The organism is Gelidibacter sp., assembly GCF_053579655.1.
Window position 1 is genome coordinate 103,577 of the sequence record NZ_JBMDWE010000009.1, and the last position, 19,260, is coordinate 122,836.

General features: G+C 33.6%; 19 protein-coding genes. 6 read left to right on the top strand and 13 right to left on the bottom strand.

Features of this window, described 5'->3' with window-relative positions; all coding sequences use genetic code 11:
* Positions 1–57 precede the first annotated feature (57 nt).
* Both ACOH2D_RS06770 and ACOH2D_RS06775 read right to left on the bottom strand, forming a co-directional pair.
* Positions 58–987 carry a glycosyltransferase family 2 protein gene (locus ACOH2D_RS06770; RefSeq protein ID WP_449534785.1) on the bottom strand — a complete coding sequence of 310 codons (930 nt, stop codon included), beginning with the start codon at positions 985–987 and terminating at the stop codon, positions 58–60.
* Between the two features lie 295 nt (positions 988–1,282).
* Positions 1,283–2,095: a hypothetical protein gene (locus ACOH2D_RS06775; protein WP_449534786.1), complete on the bottom strand. Its 813-nt coding sequence runs from the start codon at positions 2,093–2,095 to the stop codon at positions 1,283–1,285.
* Positions 2,096–2,363: 268 nt separating this feature from the next.
* On the opposite strand from ACOH2D_RS06775, the gene ACOH2D_RS06780 reads away from it, so the two are divergent.
* The 5 genes from ACOH2D_RS06780 (at position 2,364) to ACOH2D_RS06800 (ending at position 6,692) form a co-directional block, all read left to right on the top strand.
* A complete protein-coding gene (locus ACOH2D_RS06780) occupies positions 2,364–3,137 on the top strand; it encodes a class I SAM-dependent methyltransferase (RefSeq protein ID WP_449534787.1) in 774 nt (257 codons plus the stop codon).
* 138 nt (positions 3,138–3,275) lie between these two features.
* Positions 3,276–4,712 (top strand): MBOAT family O-acyltransferase, encoded by a 1,437-nt coding sequence (locus tag ACOH2D_RS06785; RefSeq protein WP_449534788.1) that lies wholly within the window; start codon positions 3,276–3,278, stop codon positions 4,710–4,712.
* 2 nt (positions 4,713–4,714) lie between these two features.
* On the top strand, positions 4,715–5,719 hold the full coding sequence (locus ACOH2D_RS06790) for a hypothetical protein (RefSeq protein WP_449534789.1): 1,005 nt from the start codon (positions 4,715–4,717) through the stop codon (positions 5,717–5,719).
* Between the two features lie 323 nt (positions 5,720–6,042).
* Complete coding sequence (locus ACOH2D_RS06795) at positions 6,043–6,297, top strand: hypothetical protein (protein WP_449534790.1); 255 nt, start codon at positions 6,043–6,045, stop codon at positions 6,295–6,297.
* 74 nt (positions 6,298–6,371) lie between these two features.
* Positions 6,372–6,692 carry an LB_356 family protein gene (locus ACOH2D_RS06800; RefSeq protein ID WP_449534791.1) on the top strand — a complete coding sequence of 107 codons (321 nt, stop codon included), beginning with the start codon at positions 6,372–6,374 and terminating at the stop codon, positions 6,690–6,692.
* Between the two features lie 16 nt (positions 6,693–6,708).
* Here ACOH2D_RS06800 and ACOH2D_RS06805 read toward each other — a convergent pair whose 3' ends face one another.
* The 6 genes from ACOH2D_RS06805 to ACOH2D_RS06830 form a co-directional block, all read right to left on the bottom strand.
* Positions 6,709–7,722, bottom strand: a complete 1,014-nt coding sequence (locus ACOH2D_RS06805; RefSeq protein WP_449534792.1) for an alginate O-acetyltransferase AlgX-related protein — start codon at positions 7,720–7,722, stop codon at positions 6,709–6,711.
* A 32-nt stretch (positions 7,723–7,754) separates the two neighbouring features.
* Entirely contained in the window at positions 7,755–8,648 is an 894-nt protein-coding gene (locus ACOH2D_RS06810) for a glycosyltransferase family 2 protein (protein ID WP_449534793.1), read from the bottom strand.
* A 56-nt stretch (positions 8,649–8,704) separates the two neighbouring features.
* On the bottom strand, positions 8,705–9,928 hold the full coding sequence (locus ACOH2D_RS06815; RefSeq protein ID WP_449534794.1) for a glycosyltransferase: 1,224 nt from the start codon (positions 9,926–9,928) through the stop codon (positions 8,705–8,707).
* 40 nt (positions 9,929–9,968) lie between these two features.
* On the bottom strand, positions 9,969–10,940 hold the full coding sequence (locus ACOH2D_RS06820; RefSeq protein ID WP_449534795.1) for a glycosyltransferase family 2 protein: 972 nt from the start codon (positions 10,938–10,940) through the stop codon (positions 9,969–9,971).
* A gap of 100 nt (positions 10,941–11,040) precedes the next feature.
* On the bottom strand, positions 11,041–12,030 hold the full coding sequence (locus ACOH2D_RS06825) for a glycosyltransferase family 2 protein (protein ID WP_449534796.1): 990 nt from the start codon (positions 12,028–12,030) through the stop codon (positions 11,041–11,043).
* A 224-nt stretch (positions 12,031–12,254) separates the two neighbouring features.
* A complete protein-coding gene (locus ACOH2D_RS06830; RefSeq protein WP_449534797.1) occupies positions 12,255–12,458 on the bottom strand; it encodes a hypothetical protein in 204 nt (67 codons plus the stop codon).
* A 1,644-nt stretch (positions 12,459–14,102) separates the two neighbouring features.
* On the opposite strand from ACOH2D_RS06830, the gene ACOH2D_RS06835 reads away from it, so the two are divergent.
* On the top strand, positions 14,103–14,852 hold the full coding sequence (locus tag ACOH2D_RS06835) for a hypothetical protein (protein ID WP_449534798.1): 750 nt from the start codon (positions 14,103–14,105) through the stop codon (positions 14,850–14,852).
* A gap of 61 nt (positions 14,853–14,913) precedes the next feature.
* Here ACOH2D_RS06835 and ACOH2D_RS06840 read toward each other — a convergent pair whose 3' ends face one another.
* The 5 genes from ACOH2D_RS06840 to ACOH2D_RS06860 are packed head-to-tail and all read right to left on the bottom strand — an operon-like array spanning position 14,914 to position 19,046.
* Positions 14,914–15,180 (bottom strand): glycosyltransferase family 2 protein, encoded by a 267-nt coding sequence (locus ACOH2D_RS06840; RefSeq protein ID WP_449534799.1) that lies wholly within the window; start codon positions 15,178–15,180, stop codon positions 14,914–14,916.
* A 42-nt stretch (positions 15,181–15,222) separates the two neighbouring features.
* Positions 15,223–16,329 (bottom strand): glycosyltransferase, encoded by a 1,107-nt coding sequence (locus tag ACOH2D_RS06845; RefSeq protein WP_449534800.1) that lies wholly within the window; start codon positions 16,327–16,329, stop codon positions 15,223–15,225.
* Positions 16,330–16,332: 3 nt separating this feature from the next.
* The gene (locus ACOH2D_RS06850; protein ID WP_449534801.1) at positions 16,333–17,034 is read right to left on the bottom strand and encodes a class I SAM-dependent methyltransferase; all 702 of its coding nucleotides are present in this window, start codon (positions 17,032–17,034) and stop codon (positions 16,333–16,335) included.
* Between the two features lies 1 nt (position 17,035).
* Positions 17,036–17,788, bottom strand: coding sequence for a TylF/MycF/NovP-related O-methyltransferase (locus ACOH2D_RS06855; protein ID WP_449534802.1), 753 nt, complete (start codon positions 17,786–17,788; stop codon positions 17,036–17,038).
* Positions 17,769–19,046: an ABC transporter ATP-binding protein gene (locus ACOH2D_RS06860; protein WP_449534803.1), complete on the bottom strand. Its 1,278-nt coding sequence runs from the start codon at positions 19,044–19,046 to the stop codon at positions 17,769–17,771. The genes ACOH2D_RS06855 and ACOH2D_RS06860 overlap by 20 nt, the downstream gene beginning before the upstream one ends.
* Between the last annotated feature and the right edge of the window lie 214 nt (positions 19,047–19,260).

Genomic DNA, 19,260 nt, shown 5'->3' on the forward strand with positions numbered 1-19,260 from the left:
TTTATTTTCACGAATCAATCATCTGTCTTCGACAATCCGCCCTAAATACTATCGATCTTATTTAAAAAAATATCGGTTTGTTTTTATGAATAACGAATTGGAAATTAGGTGGTATTGATGAAAAATCAACAGGGTAATCCCCAAAACATATTCATAGGTATTAATATATTTTTCCTTATAAAACAGTTTTAGGCTCTCCTTTACATAAACAACATCCTTTCTGTTTTTGCAACGATGCAATCCCTTTACACAAGCATAGTAGTAGGACTTGATCAAGGAGTGTCTATACGCACTCAATGTGTAATCACTTTTAATCTTTAAAATCAAATAATTAACTGAGGTACAAGACTTTCTTACAATATCAGCTTTTGAACGTATGGGTTTTGTACAATAAAAAAAATCAACCTCATTATCAATGATTTTATAGTTTTCACCAACAAACAAAGCTCTAATCGAAAGTTCTACATCTTGTAAGCGTTGCAAATTTGGATCAAATTTCCCAATCTTTATAAAAAACTTTTTCTTCCACAAAGTTGCAGTAATTGGCCAAATAAATTTAGCATTTAAAAAGCAATCCAAATAGTCTTCATTTAATCGAGGCCTAATCTCCTGGGTGCCATTCCTATCAATAACCGCAGTGTTCTTGAACACTACAAACTCATTAAACTCGATGTGCCTACTTAATACAAAATCTTGAGAAATAAAATCGTCAGCATCCAAAAAAACCAAGTTCTCAAACAATGCTTCTTCGGAACCTCTATTTCTACATACAGAAGCATTAGATTTTTGTGCATTATGAAAAAATCGAATTCTATTATCATCAGTCGCTGTTATCCATTTGTCAATATTTAAAAGCACCGCTCTATCTGAAAAATCATCCACAACAACCCATTCCCAATCATTATAGGTCTGCCCAATTAAGCAACCATAAAGTCGTTGCAATCCTTCAAAATCATTGTAATGTGGGGTAATAACACTTAAACTCATGTGTGTTTCCTTATGCAGATTTTAATTATAATCATATCTGTTATTGTAACCCGATACCGAATTTCAAATATATACGTTTTATTGAATTTAACAATAACCCTCTAAGGCTTTTAAGTACAAGGATAAGTCTAAAATAGAGCAATTTAAAAACTTCTAGCCGTTAGCGTCGGCAGTTCAACTGATTTTCATTAAAACAATAAACTGAACTACTAAACGAAACGAAGTCTTAAAGCCCTGCATCAACTCCTTGCGAATTCTAAAACTTAATCCATTAAGACCTACCTCTCCATACTTGCTAAATGGAGCCCCAAAACAAACGGTTAAAGCGATAGTATTTAATAAGTCTTTTTAATACCATAACGTCTATAGATTGACTATTATATATAGACTCTTGGCTAAGCTCAAGCAATCTACTACTCGTATTTTTATACAATAACTTGTTATTTGTAACTTCTGTCATTTCCTCTCCATCTTCTATGCCTTGAAGTGCTATTTTAAAATCGGTATCACGATCTGAACGAAACTTTTGTTTTAATTGGTCTAAATCCTGTTCTGATCTTTTAGACCGCACAAGAAACTTATAATAGATATCATCAGGCTTCTGAAAAAAATCATGAATTCCTGCTACATATAATGAGATTCCATTTCGCCAAGCATGTCCTTCTTCTTCCATTTTCTGTTTTGTATATGATTCCGGTCGTAATTGTAAATTATGAGCGGGAACGAATGGTATAGCCTTTTCCAAAAATGCCGTTCTATAAATATGCAGCCCTCTAAATTTTGGTTGTTCGTAGAACCTGTCCCATAAACGCAATCCAAACCCTAGGTCTGTATCCTCAAGTTTCTCTACAAGTTTTTTAATTTTATTGATGGCATCTCGTCTTAAAAGAATATCGGCATCAATAAAAACAGTAAAGTCTTTTCCTTCTTGTATACCAAGCTCAAATCCTCGTTTCAATTTGTCTTCAAAACATTCCTCTTTATCTATCAGATGCAGGCAGTCTGCGGATGTTAGTTGCCTTGTCAATTGATTAAACAAAATTTGAGTTGTAGATTCCCCTGTCGCCCTTACTATAATCGCTAGTGATTTATTAATACATCTATCCATCGTAAACTTTTGTGATTGCAGTTTAATTATTTTTTTAAATTAAAAAGTATTTAATTGCCATAATTACTGAAATAGTGAATTTATTGAATAACCTTTTTAAAATAATTTACTTTTGATTTTGACTATATTACAGGATTAAACAATTAACCTTTTAAAGCGTCATGAAAAGAGTTGATTATTATAAAAATATAGATTGACGATTTGATAAAGAGATTCACATAAAGCCCTTCATATAAATTTATTTGCCACAATTATAATTATATCTTACATGAAATTTGACCACGTATATGATAAAGTCAAAGATGTACCATACATCTCAAAAAACAATGCAAAATCGTTATTCGATTTTATTATAAAAAATAAACCAACTCATATTCTCGAACTTGGTATTGCTCATGGCACCGCCAGTTGTTATATTGCTGCGGCACTTGAAGAAATAGGAAGAGGAGGAACCCTTACCTGTGTCGATTTGATTGATATGAAGGATGTTTTTAAACCCTCCATTGAAGAACAGTTAGATAGTTTAGGCTTAAGTAAAAACGTAGAAATACATCGCATGAAATCAGGCTATAACTGGTTCTTGCACGACGATATTAAGGAAAGTTCAAAAAACTCTGATAATATCTGTAAACCTAAATATGATTTGATCATCATTGATGGCCCAAAAAACTGGACCATTGATAGTAGTTCATTTTTTCTTTGTGACAAATTGCTCAACGAAAATGGATGGATCATTTGGGATGACTATAAGTGGACCTATTCTAGGGCAGACCTAAGAAAAGAAGCCACCGATGGCATCACGCACAGAAGTCTTTCTGATGACGAACTAAATACCCCACACATCAAAGCGGTTTTCGAATTGCTGGTTATGCAACATCCAGATTATAAGAATTTCATTATTCAAGAAGATTCAGATTGGGTGTGGGCACAAAAAACCAGAAATTCAGCTTCTAAGAAGATTACTTACGCCCATTCGCACTCAATTCAATATTACGTCATTCAAAAATTTAGAAAAGCGTTTAAAAAACTCACAGGGCACTAATTGTTTAAACTATATAAAGGATGTCAGCCGACAGCCATTTTATAAAATAATTTTCACCAACGAATAATATCCGAAAAAAAATCATTCTTTCCTTTTTAATTTTAGCTTTATAGCACCTAAAACCACTAACACGACCAAATGCTATTTAATTCCATAGACTTTGCAATTTTCTTGCCTATTGTGTTTTCGTTATATTGGTTTGCCACCAATAAGAATCTAAAACTTCAAAATCTATTGATAGTCATCGCCAGTTATGTTTTTTATGGCTGGTGGGATTGTCGTTTTCTTTCTTTGATTGTATTTAGCACGCTTGTAGATTATACAATTGGCTACTATTTGGGCAAAGAAAATAACGCATCCAAAAGGAAACTATTATTATGGACTAGCATTTTGGTCAATCTCGGGTTTTTAGGATTTTTTAAATATTATAATTTCTTTTTAGATAACTTTATTTCAGCCTTTTCATTATTTGGGACCGAAATTAGTGTGCGTTCCTTAAACATTATTTTACCAGTAGGGATTAGTTTTTATACCTTTCAAACCTTAAGTTATTCTATAGACGTTTATCGCTACAAATTAGAACCAACCAAAGATTTTATCGCCTTTTCTGCATTTGTGAGCTTCTTTCCTCAACTAGTTGCTGGTCCCATCGAGCGTGCCACCAATTTATTGCCTCAATTTTATAAAAAAAGAAACTTTAAGTATAGTAATGCTGTAGATGGTTTACGCCAGATCCTTTGGGGGCTATTTAAAAAAATGGTCATCGCCGATAATTGTGCGGTTGTTGTGAATACCATATTCGACAACCATCAAGACTATTCAGGGAGTACTCTTGTATTGGGTGCGGTATTTTTTGCCTTTCAGATTTATGGCGATTTCTCTGGGTATTCTGACATTGCCATTGGAACAGCCAGGCTCTTTGGATTTAACCTCATGCAAAACTTTGCTTTCCCTTACTTTTCTAGAGATATTGCCGAGTTTTGGCGCAGGTGGCACATCTCCCTTTCTACGTGGTTTAGGGATTATCTGTACATCCCTTTAGGAGGCAGTCGTGGCACCAAAAGCAAAGTGATACGAAATGTGTTCATCATATTTATAGTCAGCGGCTTTTGGCATGGTGCCAACTGGACGTTTATTGTTTGGGGTGCCTTGAATGCAATTTACTTTTTACCGCTCTTATTGACCAATAAAAACAGGCATCATTTAGAAGTCGTTGCCCAAGACAGATGTTTACCGTCTTTAAAATCATTTTTAAATATTATCCTGACTTTTGGCTTAACCACGTTGGCATGGATATTTTTTAGGTCTGAAAACATCAATCATGCATTTTTATTCATTGAAGGCATTTTCAATAGGTCCCTTTTCTCCATCCCAGAAATAAGGCCAACAAACATACTAGTGCTTTTGGTTTTATTTATTACGTTAGAATGGGCTGGCAGACGTAACTTATACGCCATTGAAAGATTAGGCTTTAAATGGAAACGTCCCATTAGACTTGCTTTTTATTATGGGTTAATTATTATCATATTTTGGTTTAGCAGAAACGAACAAACATTTATCTATTTTCAATTTTAACTATGTTTTCATTTTTAAAAAAAATCTTATTTTTTAGCTTACCCATACTGCTTATTTCATACCCTCTAGATTTATATATTTCTGATTGCTTGAAAACATCGAAGATAATCAATAGTGAGCTGGATGGTGAATTTGAGGTTTGGAATGATATCTATGACGGCAATTTAAAAGCCAATATGCTAATTACCGGTTCATCTAGGGCTTGGGTGAACATCAGTCCAAAAATTTTAGAGGATTCACTAAATACGAACGTCTACAATTTAGGTTTAAATGGTCATAATTTTTGGTTAGAATATATGAGACATTTAGAATATTTAAAATACAACACTAAACCAAAGCAAATAATATTGGCTGTCGATTTTGGAAGCCTGAATAAAAGAGATAATTTATACCGATATGAGCAGTTTCTACCATATATGCTATGGAATAAGAATATAAAACATTTTACAGAGTCTTACGAAGGCTTTCGGTTTTATGATTATGATATTCCCTTGATAAGGTATATTGGAAAATCACGAGTAATAAGGAAATCTTTAAAATCATACTCCCACAATGATATAAATTTACCAGTCAGAGTACAGGGCTATACGGCACGAAATTTAAAATGGTCAAGCAATATTAATCCAAATGAAATAAAGGAAAGAATTAGAAATGCTAATAAGAAATCAGACCCTGCTTCAGTCAAATTATTTGATGCATTTCTGCTGGAATGTCAGCAAAGCGACATATCAGTGACTTTAGTTTACACTCCAGAATATAATGGAGGACAAGAGTTTATAAAAAGCAGAGAATCATCAATCAAGATATTCAAATCTTTTGCTCAAAAATATCATATTCCATTTTTAGACTATTCTCAAAACAGTATAAGCTATAATAAAGACAATTTTTATAACGTAACCCATTTAAATAAAACAGGTTCAGAAATATTCTCTAAGTTACTAGCTCACGATCTGCTTAAAATTGAAGAAGAAAAGAATATGATTAATCACTCCAATAAAACACCTTAATTACTAAGTTTAAAATATTATAAATGTCTTTTAGATTCTCCAATTATGTAAAATTAAAAAGCCACAACATTCAATTTTAATGCATGAAACTTTTTATTAAGAAATCTTTTTATTTTTTCGCATTACTATACTCCAGCGTATTGGTGCTCACACTAATAAGCAACTATATAATCAATAGAGGTGCGTATTTTAAGCTATCACCAGATATCAACAAAATAATTATCGGGAACTCACAACCACAAGGTAACTTTAATGATTCTTTGATTTCAAATTTCAAAAATTTAGCAAGAGCCTGAGAATCCTATTTTTATGGGTATCAGAAATTGAATCAGGTCCTAAAACAAAACTCACAAATCCAAACCGTTTACATCGAGTTTAACCCAACCACTATTCTGATTAGAGAGGACGATAAAATTTGGGAAGACCGTTTTATAAAGCATCAAGCACCTAACAATCTTGCGTTTTTCGATCTCACCGAACATAAATTATTGGCTATTAAAAACACCATTGGTTATCAGCAGTCAATTCTGAAAGGTCTCAAAACAAATCTAAAACGAAATGACACTGAACCATTATAATTTTATTGATTCTATTGAAGGATACCGTTATAATGATTGGAGTCATACAGAAGTTATTTTAGATACACTTACTTATGATTACAAAGCACAATATAAACCTGAGCAGAAAAAAAACATCGAATTATGACATTTTATATCTTAAAAAGATGATCGAATTGTGTAAAAAAAACAACGTCAAAGTAGTCTTTGTAAGAAGTCCGTATCATGAAAAATTCATTGGTCGGAAATATGAAAGTCTATTTCAAATGTATAGAAAAGAGAATTTTGAAAATATTGATTTTTTGGATTGCAAAGATTTTGAGATTGAAAATTTTGAATTTGCAGACTTACAACATCTGAATTATAAAGGTGCCAACAAATTTTCTATATGGTTTGAAAAACTTATAAACCAATGATATAGCCTTTAAAATTTCATTTACGGTTTGTTCTTATATATTCCGTCAATTTTTCTGCAACCAGCTCTATCCCTCTACCATTCCAATGAGTATCGTCAAGATGGTATATAATATCAGAATTTGATTTTCGAAAATTATTAAATAATCCCAAAGTATTGACAGTTCCTATTTTATTTTCTATAAGTACTGAATCTAGCTTTATTAAATAATCAGGCTGCGCTTCTAAGGCAATTTCATCAAAATAAACTGTTTCCTTATTAGGTAGAGGTAAAAATATAAAATCGACTCCTATTGAATCGCAATATTCTTTATAAGATTGAATAGTTTTAGCGATATCTGAAATTTTATCATAATGATATTTTTGTTTTTTTCCGTTAAGAAAAAACATCCGTGAATCCATCTCTCCCTTTATTCCTTTCCCTTGTTTCCCACTAACTCTAGCTTTTAAATATTCTAAGGAATACAATCGCTCCACTTTATCTTTAAAAACCGTAAATGTTGACACATTTTCTGCAAACCTTTCTTCGGTCGAAATATTTATCGTTTTTGGATTACTTCTTTCAACTAATGCGTAAATAACAATTTTAGGCTTCTTAATTATACCTTGATTTAATAATTCAATAAAATCTACGAATTCCGCCGGAGCAATATTATATACGTGTTTATCTAATTTTTCTTTTAGTGAATTTGTCATAGTCGAATCTTGTGGGATACTTGAACCTACAACAAATGAATCACCTATCAACAGAATATCAGCTTCTTTAATAAATATATTATTCCTATAACCTAACTCATCCGTAATCCACAATTCATCCTTTTTAATAGCAAACTGGGTACGGTAACACAAATCGCCAACCGATTGAATATCCAATATTTGATTAGGATAAAAAAACATATTTTTATTAGACTGGAAAAGCAATGCCTCCCATGGTCTGTAAGAGAAGGCATCAACAGACAAAAAGATATCCCCAGATAACAGACCTATTAAGGGAAGTATAAATATAATGTATTTGGAAATAAACTTTTTCATTGAAAATTAAATTCACAAGGAGACAACAATGTTTAATTAAACTTATTCTTTAACAACTTCATAAAAGTGATACTAATTTTTTTAAAATTATCAGACCATCTAATCAAACTAACATATAATTTAAAAAATAACAAAAATTCCTTTTTATTATAACGTCGTTTAGACAATCGCCATAATATAAAACTTAAGAAATCTACTTTTCTTTTGCTAGTAGCCATGACATGATATACAATTTCAGATTTTGAAATTAATATCAAACTTTTAAACATTTCTATATTAGAGCGCGGAATTCCTAGAGCCTCATTTTTATTTACAACACACAAAGGTTCTGAAATGCAATAAATCTTTGGGTAAGGCAATAAACTTAGAATATCATGTACATAATCTTCATGATCTCTAAAGCCATACCAATTCAAACTTAAACTAATATCGCTTCGCCATAAAGCAGCACCTGTAGCCCAATTTTTTTTCATTTTAAAAAATAAATCATAAAAATCGTATATTCCCTCATCCAAAGTCAATCGTTTAGAAGAAGATCCATTGGCTTTATTTAAAAGTGAGTTTGTGAAAACTATGGAAACAGTTTTATCTTTTTCAAGTACCGAAACAGTTTTCTCTAAAAATGTAGGCTTCCATAAATCATCTGAATCAAGATAAGCAACATACGTACCTTTGGCCAAACCTCGACCAACCGATCGGGCTTTTCCTGGTCCACCATTTTTAGTTAATTTATAATAGCTTAAAGGAATCCCTTCGAGAATATCTTGAAGTTCGTTAATGTTGAAAACTAAATCTGAAGCATCATCAATTATCAATACTTCAAAACTGGTAAATGTTTGACTTTTTACTGACGATAAAGTGTTTTTCAACAATTCAAGCCTGTTAAAAACAGGAATGACTATAGATACTAACGGATTACCAACCATCTGTTTTAACAACTATTTTATGGTATTTAAACTGAATACCTATTACTTTACTCAAATCACTTTTCATATAATGACGTAAAACACGCAGTCATTATCTTATTTGAAAAATTCGTAACCACAAATTTCCGAGCCTGTTCACTCATCAATTGATAACGATCAGGATGGTTTATCAATTTTAATATCGCTTGTGCATAAGCTTCAACATCCTTCTCCCTAACCATTATCCCCGTTTCACCATCACGTATTGTATAAGGAATACCGCCAATATTAAATGCAATAACTGGTAATCCCATTGCTTGTGCTTCAGCAGTAACGACACCCTGCGTTTCAGAACTACCTTTAGAGTCAGTAATTGAACTCATTAAGTATATATGATGCTCTCCCAAAGCCCTTTTTATTTCGGTTTGACTTTTTTCTCCTACCAATTTTACATGATTCTCAAGTTTTAATATTTCAATCTTATTCTGCAAAGATTTCAAAAGAACCCCGTCCCCCACAATGGTATAGTTCACACTGACATCTCGATCCACTAATAATCTCACAGCGTGAATGGCATATTCAAAGCCTTTTATCTCAATAAGTCGACCAATTGAAATGAGTTTTACATTGTTTTGATTTGATAATTCTTTTGTTACGTTAGTTTTAAAATAATCAATATCAATCCCCATCGGAATAACACACAATTTCTCCTCTTGACATCCAAGTGCAACTACTATATTTTTCAGGTAAGTCGTATTTACTGTTATAAAGTCTGAAACATCAAACAATATCTTATAATGATTCTGTAACTGTTTAAATACCTTTTCATTTTTAAAGTGTGCATCATGTCCATGGAAGGTAATAATTAATTTGGATTTTAATAAACCACACTTTTTCATTTCTGTAATCCGTAGACCTCCCATAGCAAATTGCACATGAAAAACATCTATGTGTCGCAATTCTCCATAAAACTTAAGTAGAAATGGCCAATTTAAAATGCGATGCTTCAATGGTATTCTGGCGGGATTAATCCAATATCCAAAATACCTAATTATCAGGATTAATGCAACTACTAATCGTTTCCATATCGATTTTGGAATCCCATAATCAATAACAATCGTATCCTTTAATAAATCGTATTTCTCAATGAGATCCCGTTGCGACGACTTTTCTATATTTCCTAGCTTGTTTGTTAAAACAAAAACAGAATAGCCTTGCTTTTTGGCACCTATAATCTGATTGGTCACAAAAGTTTCAGAAACCGATGGAAATATAGGAACAACAAAGCAAATGGTTTTCATTAGGTGGATATGATTTTTTACTATTCTATAATTATGAGCTTTAGTTTCTTTTTAACAGACCCCAAATGGGTTGTAGAAGTTTATACATCTTGGTACCGTTGTACAAGCCAAACCTATTAATAAACCACCAATAATAGACTTTATTACTTAAAAAACTAGGTGCTATTAGACGATCAAAATTTCGGGCAGCACGTTTTGCTAATTGGGGATGCATCTTTTTGACTAATTTATATTGCATATAATATAAACGTTTAGGATAGCTCAATAAACTTATCTCATTACCTGTTAGCAACAATGCTTCTATTTGCTGGAAACTTTTATAAGAAGCGTCTATTTTTTCTGGACTGTTTAATTTACTTAAACTATCATTTGATGTTACTCTGTAATAGGCTAGAACCTCATTACAGCAAACTACCTGTTTAGCCCAAAACAGTACCCTTGAAAAATACTCACCATCATCATTTGGGCATTTGGCTGGATTCCAATATCCTGCTTTTACTATCAATTCTTTTTTAACCAACCATGCCAATGTAGGTATAAACCAATTGTCCATACCATAACTCATCATTAATTCCTTGCCGGTTCTTTTTAATGAATGGTCTAAATGCAAAAATCTAAATTTCTTTTGAGCATCGTTAATGTTATGATTAAAGTTTACCCATGGTGTGTAGCAAAGGTCTGCTTTATGGATTCCCATCAGTGTGAGCTGTTTTTCTATTTTTGAGGGCAACAAAATATCATCAGCATCTAAAAATTGAATATAGTCTCCAATAGCTTTTTCCAATCCATAATTTCGAGCGTTGGAGGCACCTCCATTGTTTATACAAAAACACTTCACCCCTAGGGTTTCAAATTGAGGAAACAAGTCTCTCGTATCATCTGTTGAACCATCATCAATCACGATAATTTCTATGGGCCTATAAATTTGATTTAAAGCGCTAGCTACTGCTTCCTTTAAATAGGATTTAGAATTATAGCTTGGAATGATAATGCTTACTAGGGGCTGACTCATAATTACTGTTTAAAACATCCTAAAAAGTTGGATTTATTGTGAAGAAACTAAAATACTGACTACGACAACATAAAATTTTACTGACAACTTCTACAATATACTAACTAAACTCAATTAAAATATTCCGATTTACCACGACATTTAAACCAGTTAAATAAGCCTTGCACCTATAACGTGCGAATTTTGTGGATTTCATGAGAAATACCACAACTTTAATACATACAAATTGCTTTTTTATTATGTACTTTTTTAAAAAATCAAAAATCACATTAACTAAACGTTTGTCGTTACTCTTGATGGCTTCAATTAAAATTAAAATGATATTTTCATAACAAGATTGTATTATATCTTGATCATTTATTTCAACACCACGTTTAAAATTAGCTAAATGCACAAAGAAATGAGCATATTTAAAATTAAAATCATAAACCTTATCTAAGCCTGTCTTAGTTGCTAGATGTTGCCTATATAGAAACAAAGGTTCATTAACTATTTTATAGTCATTATCAGAAATCCTAAAAAAAACTCTTGAAAAAAATTCTGCTTCCTGACTACGAATTAGCTTACATGAGAAAAGGGGCTTTTTTAATAAAAATGATTTTCTAAATAATACAGAAGGAGTAAATATTTTTGCATTCTTTAAAATGTAATCCTTAAATAAACTCGTATTTACATTGATATCAATATCTTTTATAATAGATAAATTATTCCTTACGTACCAACCAGAACAGATAACTAGTTCTAGCTTTTCTGTAAAAGCAATCATTTTTGAATTCAAAAACTCTGGTTGCATCAAATCATCACTATCAAACCAATTCACATACTCCCCCATACTCAACTCAAACCCATAATTCCGCGCCCCATTCCCACCAGGCAAATGCGTATCTGGCCGTTTGTGATATTGAAACCGATCATCTTTAGAAATATATGTGCTGAGCAGTTCTTCAGTCTCATCCGTACTCCCATCATCCACCACAATACACTCCCAATTGGTATATGTTTGCGCCAACACACTATCCAACGTTTCGCCTATTAAATGCGCACGGTTATAGGTAGGAATGATAATGGAAACTAACGGTTGCTCAGGCATCAGTAGAATTTAAGCTACTAATATACAAAGTCGTAAGAAATACAACCAATATAAATAAAGAAAGGATAAAAGAAGGGTGCTAGGCGTATTAAAAAAGTAAGAAGAGAAGGCTTTATATCTGTATAACAGCAATCAAAAGGGAGGTAAACAAAAAGAGTCGACAAGATACAACGACAAGCATTGAGGATAATTAGGCCAACTAAGTAGGTAATTGATGGGCACTATCACCGTTTTTCAATACCATTGACCATATTAAAAACATCGTCGAAGGGTAGAGCCATATACTCACAAAACTCACGTATTGTAACAGCCTGATGTTTCTTTTTATTATAAACATCCTTCATGGTACGAAGTAGGGTTTGTGCATGGGTTTGGGACTTACCTAAAATAATAGCAGCCTCTTTAGGGTATATGCATATTTGTTTCATGGATTAATAATAATTTAAACATACGGTGCTGTCGTTGGATTGTTAATTCTTTCATGATCTCTGGTTTTAAAATTTGATTCTTACAAATCTAACTGATTATCAAACTGTAATAATTATAAAATACGAAACATTATTAAAGGTTTTCGACACTAAATTCCTTATTTCCTACAATGCCACTCAGATTCCATAGCGATATAAGGTCAAAATAAAGCGATGTCATAATAAAGGCAGGGATTATCTTGCAAGGTGCTAGCCTGCGAGGTATCCGTTGTAGAACTGAGAAAAAAAGTAGTTTCATGATTTTGAGGGTTTTAGAGAATAAAATCAATTAATGACCTCAAGTTAAAAGGAAAATAATGAGCTCATCTTAAAATACTCAAATATTCGACGAAACGATTTTGTTTGTAAGATTTTTATTATAATTCCCTACACTTATCCCGTTTATCGTACATAAATTTACGACCAAGGTAAAACCGTGTTAAACAATTTAATCTCAAAATCTAAAGAGTCCGTATCCCGGCAACACACCAATTCAAAATGAGATTTTTAAAACAACGTTCCTTTCTGTATAAAAAATGAGATTATCCAGGCTTAAGAACTAAATCATTAGGACCTGAAGTGCCATAGGCTTTTTTAAAAAAGACTGAAAGTCTGTTGCATTCGTGAAATTTATAGTCTATAATTTCCGTCAATAAATCAGGGAATTTGTAAATCCGTAAAAATTCGCGATCCCTATAACTATGCCGATGTGTCAAAAATTTGAAGATGTAATGCGAGATGCAATAAAGCACATCGATTTAACTCTATTTGTGGCCAATAAAACACTAAACTATTTTTAATGAAGGGATGAGCCAATGTATGAGCAAAAGGTGTAGGACAGTAACACAACCTCGGCGTTCGCTTTCATGTCACACAGAGCCTTACCGAAATGCAACATAAATTTTATGAAGGTATCTAGGGAAAAGAGTCGAAGTGGGGACTGTCTCTTAACGTGTATAAGTTCAAAAATTAGCTTGTGTTAGTTTTTTTATTAAATTCTAACCCTTTCTTGGTAAAGTGCCAAACATTCAATTTCATCTTCAATTTCAACTTCAATTTCAACTTCAACTTCCCGCCTTCGCAAAGGCTTCTGACGGGCAGGCGATCTCAACCAACAACTGTGCACTAATCCCTCATACCTCATACCTCCTACCTCACATCCCTCATCCCTAATCCCTAATCCCCAATGCCACCACCTACTTACTCCGTACTTACTCCGTACTAACCCCGTACCAACCCCGTAGGTAACTTTCACAAAAACAGAAAACACCAAAACCATCAAAAAACACCAAAACCATCAAAAAACACCAAAACAACCATACTAGAGCATAAATCCTAAAACACCCCATCAGCCTTCAAAGCTCTATAAAACAGAATCTTAAGCAACTTTACGCAATAACACCCCAAAACAACCAAAACCAAAACAGCATTTTAAAATCAGCCATAATTTAGCCTTATGATTGAGACAACAGCTGTGACATCTGAAGATTTTAAGCAGGAGCTCATGCTTAAGTGCACCTTTTCGAAACAGCGGTTTATCAATTAAAAGGAATGTTTAATCCGTATGCTTTACAAAACAAAGAAGCATACACTAATCTAAAAATTATGGCCAAGTATAAAAGCCTATTTAAAGTAAGAGGCTCCATCGACGATGTGAGTTTTTACAAGACAGAAGATGGATACGGTATCAGATCCAAATCAAGCTTAGACAAAGCACGACTTAAATCTGATCCAGCCTTCGAAAGAACTCGCGAAAACAATAGCGAATTCGGATCTAGCGCCACCAGTGGTAAAATACTGCGCCGCGCAATTATAGACCTGGTGTCCAATGCCAAAGACAATAAACTGGCCTCCCGTGTAACACAGGTCATGACGCAAGTTAAAAACTTTGACCTGACCTCACCAAGAGGCCAACGTAATGTTGCCACAGGCATCATAACACCAGACGGTAAAATACCGCTCAGAGGGTTCAATTTTAACAGAAAAGCAACCCTTTCAGAAGTATTATTATCCGATTATAGTTTGGATACAGCCACAGGAGAAGTTGTAATAAATAACTTTATTCCAAGTCAAAGAGTAGCCGTGCCAGCAGGTGCAACGCATGTAGAGTTAACGGCTGGCTTTGTAAATCTAGATTTTACTACTCATGAAACAGACATCCAAATAAGTAATGTCGTGAATCTAGCAATTAATGGCACAGCCACGCCCGTAATGTTGACTCCGGTTGCACCTGCAACAGGGACAGGACAAAGCTTTTACTTACTAAAAGTAGCATTCTTTCAGGAAATCAACAACCTGCAATATCCGCTTAAAAACGGAGCGTTTAATGCCTTGCAAATCTTGGAGGTACTGTAACGGTTGAACTGTGTAAATGTAAAACGGACGCTTATGGCGTCCGTTTTTTGTTTTGTTAAACCTATTTAATTTCTATTAGTAAAATCCGATCGGATAAAGCGCCATAGCCTACAGATAATGGTATATTAGGTATTATAAAATATGGATATCGACTGGCTTTTGTAGCATACTCCTTAAGTAAATCTGCTATACCAGTTATACTCCCATCCACCACAATACATTCCCAATTGACATAAGTTTGTGCCAACACAGAATCCAACGTTTCGCCAATTAAATGCGCACGGTTATAAGTAGGAATGATTATGGAAACGAGTGGTTGTTTTTGCATGGTTATTAATTACTCGACTCATATACAAGGAAGATTTTAAAATCAATTAACTTTAATTGCCTCTGCTAAAACTTCTTGAAGAACTTGAATATGTCTTTGCATACTAAAATTTTCTAAAATGTGATGTTTCCCATCATTCCCCATTTCCTGGGCATAAGCAACATCATCCAAAACTTGAATCATATTGTTTGCCATAGCAGTAACATCATGTTCATCGCATAATAAACCTGTTTTACCGTGTACAATAACATCTGGAATACCCGCGTGATTAGTTGATATTATAGGTAATCCCGCAACGCTCGCTTCCATTATGGCTACTGGCGTGCCTTCCATATCACCATTCTCTGCAGTAATCGAATGTTGAACAAAAGCTAATGATTCCGATAATAGCATTTTATATTCGTCTGGACTAATAACGCCTAAAAACTGAACTCTATATTCTAATCCATATTGCTTAACTAAATTTTTGCACATATTATGTAGCACACCATCGCCAGCCAAAAGTAAACGGGCATTAGGGTGTTCACTCACTACTTCTTTAAACGCCATAATAGTGTAGTAAGGTGCTTTCTTATCGGTAAAACGGCCAATGCCAATAAATTGTTTTTTCCCGAAACTAGGTTTAACAGTTTCAAAAATTGGATCAGCTGCACATGGAGTATGAGCAATGTCGTCTTTATTAAAACCTAATTCTATAAGTTTTTGTTGCATCGTTGTAGAAACAACAACAACTTTAGATGCTAACTTAATAACATCTTGGTAATTATTACATTTTTTTATTGTTTCATAAACACTTGCGTCAAAACCATGAAAATGAACTACCACAGGTAAACCACTGGTTTTTAATATTGATAAAAGATTATGAGCATGTGTGCCGTACTCAACCAACACCACATTAACAGCATGGGCTTTTAAAGAAGATAATACCGACTGCTCATTAATATAACCATGAGGATGTTTGTTAATTTTACGAATAATTCGATATCTCCATTCTGTTGCTTTTGAAACCAATCTATCTTGACCTTCTAATTTAATTCGTCCTTTAGATCCATAATAATAAAACACCTGACCTTTTAGGTAGTTTTTATGCGCCTGAATAAAGGTTTCTGAATATGGATTTTGACTTGGTGAAAATATAGCGATGTTCATAAATTATTTTCTTACAATTCCGTATAATCCCGTAATCATTTGACCTTCTTTAAATTGAACCGCTTCTGGTTTATCTAATTTTATTAAATGTTTAATTATTGGCTTAAGAAATTTAGCCAATAAGTTTCGTTTTCCTGAAGTCATCGGACTACGTTTAACCCACAATCCAAGCATTTGAGCCATTGATGCATGCCATCCACCTGTGGCTTTAATAATAATATCTTCAAATCCACTATTTTTTAGGTGGCGCTCCAATGAAAATGGCGTATAACGATATTCATCATGGGGCACTTCATGCAAATTCCATAAAAAGGGAACTGTAAAAAAGAAAATACCCCCTGGCTTTAATACGCGATACACTTCTTTTAAAACAATCTCAGGATCTGGACAATGCTCTAGAACCTCAGTACCAAAGGCACATTCAAAACTCGCATCTTCAAAAGGCATCGTGATTCCATCCCATGTGAAATCGGGTCTAATACTTTTATCGTACACAATTGCGGTTTCAATATCCAAACCTGTATAAGTGGACACATCTGCATTTGCCAATATATAATTTTTATAAGGCATTTTCCCACAACCAATATCTAATAAATGGCCATTTAAATTTGGCAACGTTTTGGATAGCGCAGAAATTATTGCTTGACGAATATAATATATGTCAAGATTATTAAAATTCAACTTTATGTCGATAAAATCTTTCATTTTACAACTTAATTCCAATCCTGCCTGTGTAGTCAATTCTATTTAATAATAATTTAATATCATTATTAAAAAGATATTCATCTACAGCTTTTTTACATCCTTGCCAATGCCCGTAATCATCTATAATTATCACACCTCCGCGGACTAACTTAGGAAAGAGATGAACCATTTCATGCATGGTAGACTCATACCAATCTGTATCCAACCGTAAGATTGCTATTTTTTCTGGAATAGTCTGAGGGATAGTTTCTTCGACTTTTCCTTGAATAAAACTTATTTTATTTTTCGGATAATCAATACTATATATATTATGCTCAACTTCATCTAAAGTAGAATAGCATTCTATACGTTTCCAAGAATCTCCTTTATCTAAATAAGCCTTTTGAGCAGACTCATTTTTATAAGACTTATCTTCTAGAGTAGGCTCACTCATACCCTCGAAAGTGTCATATAAAAATATATCCCTAGTTTTTTCTTTCAAGGCTAATAAGGTGGCCATAATACTGCCTCCTTTCCAAACACCACACTCTACAACACTACCTTCTATGTTATTTTCTTCAATATAATTAATAGCTCTGATTAAGCTAACAATACGCTCTGGAGATGTCATGGTATAGGCTTTTACCTTTTCAATGATCTCCAGTTCTTCTAAAGTAAAATCTGTATAATTCTTATTACTTTCTACTTTATATTCTGAAAAATATTTTTTGAAAATCTGGTTCTTTATTCTTTTCTTAATCTTTTTCAATCTCATCTTTTTTAAATGTATCCCATTCTACGTCTTCTATATACTTACAGGTGTTTTTTTGCCAGTGATATTCGGATCTAATAGTTTTCATCATTTGTATTTTAAAATGACAAACCGAGTCCAGAAAATCAAATTTCTCTTTTGATCTGGAATTAGATAAGTGTACTACCAATGAATAATTACCCATATAAAGTTTCGGATTCGGATAAATACATTGAAATTGATAATTCCCTTTTTCTCTAGTCTTGTCCTTGTCCGCGTCAAATATCCATGAATGTGTTATTGGCACACTAAACTCATCGATAATTTGAAAGGAAAGTGCCAAATGTTCCATCACGTACGGCAAACCAATCGAGAATATAAATTTAATAGGTTTTCCAAATTCATGTATATTGTTTGGTAAACTTGTTTTTATTTCAGCTCCTATAATTTTGGGTTTATTAATTTCGCCTTCGTACTTATATTTTAATTGCTTGTTTTCACCCTTAAGATACTCCTTTATCCCTTCGTCAGTCTCGCCTTCAAAATCAACTTTACCATTTTTAAGCACAATAACTCTATTAGTCAAAACAGATACAGCATTCATATCATGACTTACAAACAACACCGTTCGCCCATCCCCTCTGCTAATATCCTGCATCTTCCCAATCGCCTTCTTCTGAAACTCCGCATCCCCAACAGCAAGCACCTCATCAATGACCAAAATATCAGGCTCTAAGTGCGCCGCCACAGCAAATGCCAAACGCACCCGCATCCCTGAACTATAGCGTTTCACGGGAGTATCCACATAGCGTTCGCAGCCACTAAATTCAATGATCTCATGTTCTTTTGCTCTAATTTCGGCTTTGCTCATGCCTAAAATGGCGCCATTCAAATAGATATTCTCACGGCCGGTCAATTCAGGATGAAACCCTGTACCTACCTCCAATAAAGAAGCGATGCGGCCTCTGGTCTTGATCTCACCCGTAGTCGGTCCTGTAACACGCGATAATATTTTAAGCAAGGTTGATTTTCCGGCACCGTTTTTACCAATGATCCCTAAAACCTCCCCTTTTTTAACCTCAAAATTGATATCCCTTAATGCCCAAACATAGTCGCTATCCGCTTTTGTACTCCGATCATTCACAGAGCCCACTTTCAAAAACGGATCTTCTTTACCACGCACCCTAGCCCACCATCGGTTCAAATCATGACTGATAGTGCCTGTGCCTACTAGTCCGAGGCGGTATTGTTTGCTGATATTTTCGGCTTTTAAGATGATCATTTTCGGTTATCTGTTGTCTGTTATCTGTTATCTGTTGTCTGTTGTCGGTTATCTGTTGTCGGTTATCTGTTGTCGGGTGTCGGTTATCGGGTGTTCGGTTATCTGTTGTCGGTTATCTGTTGTCAGATGAATTCACAACTCAAAACTCAACTGAGAACTCACAACAGACAACGCAGAACTGAAAACTCACAACAGACAACAGTTATTTCCACTC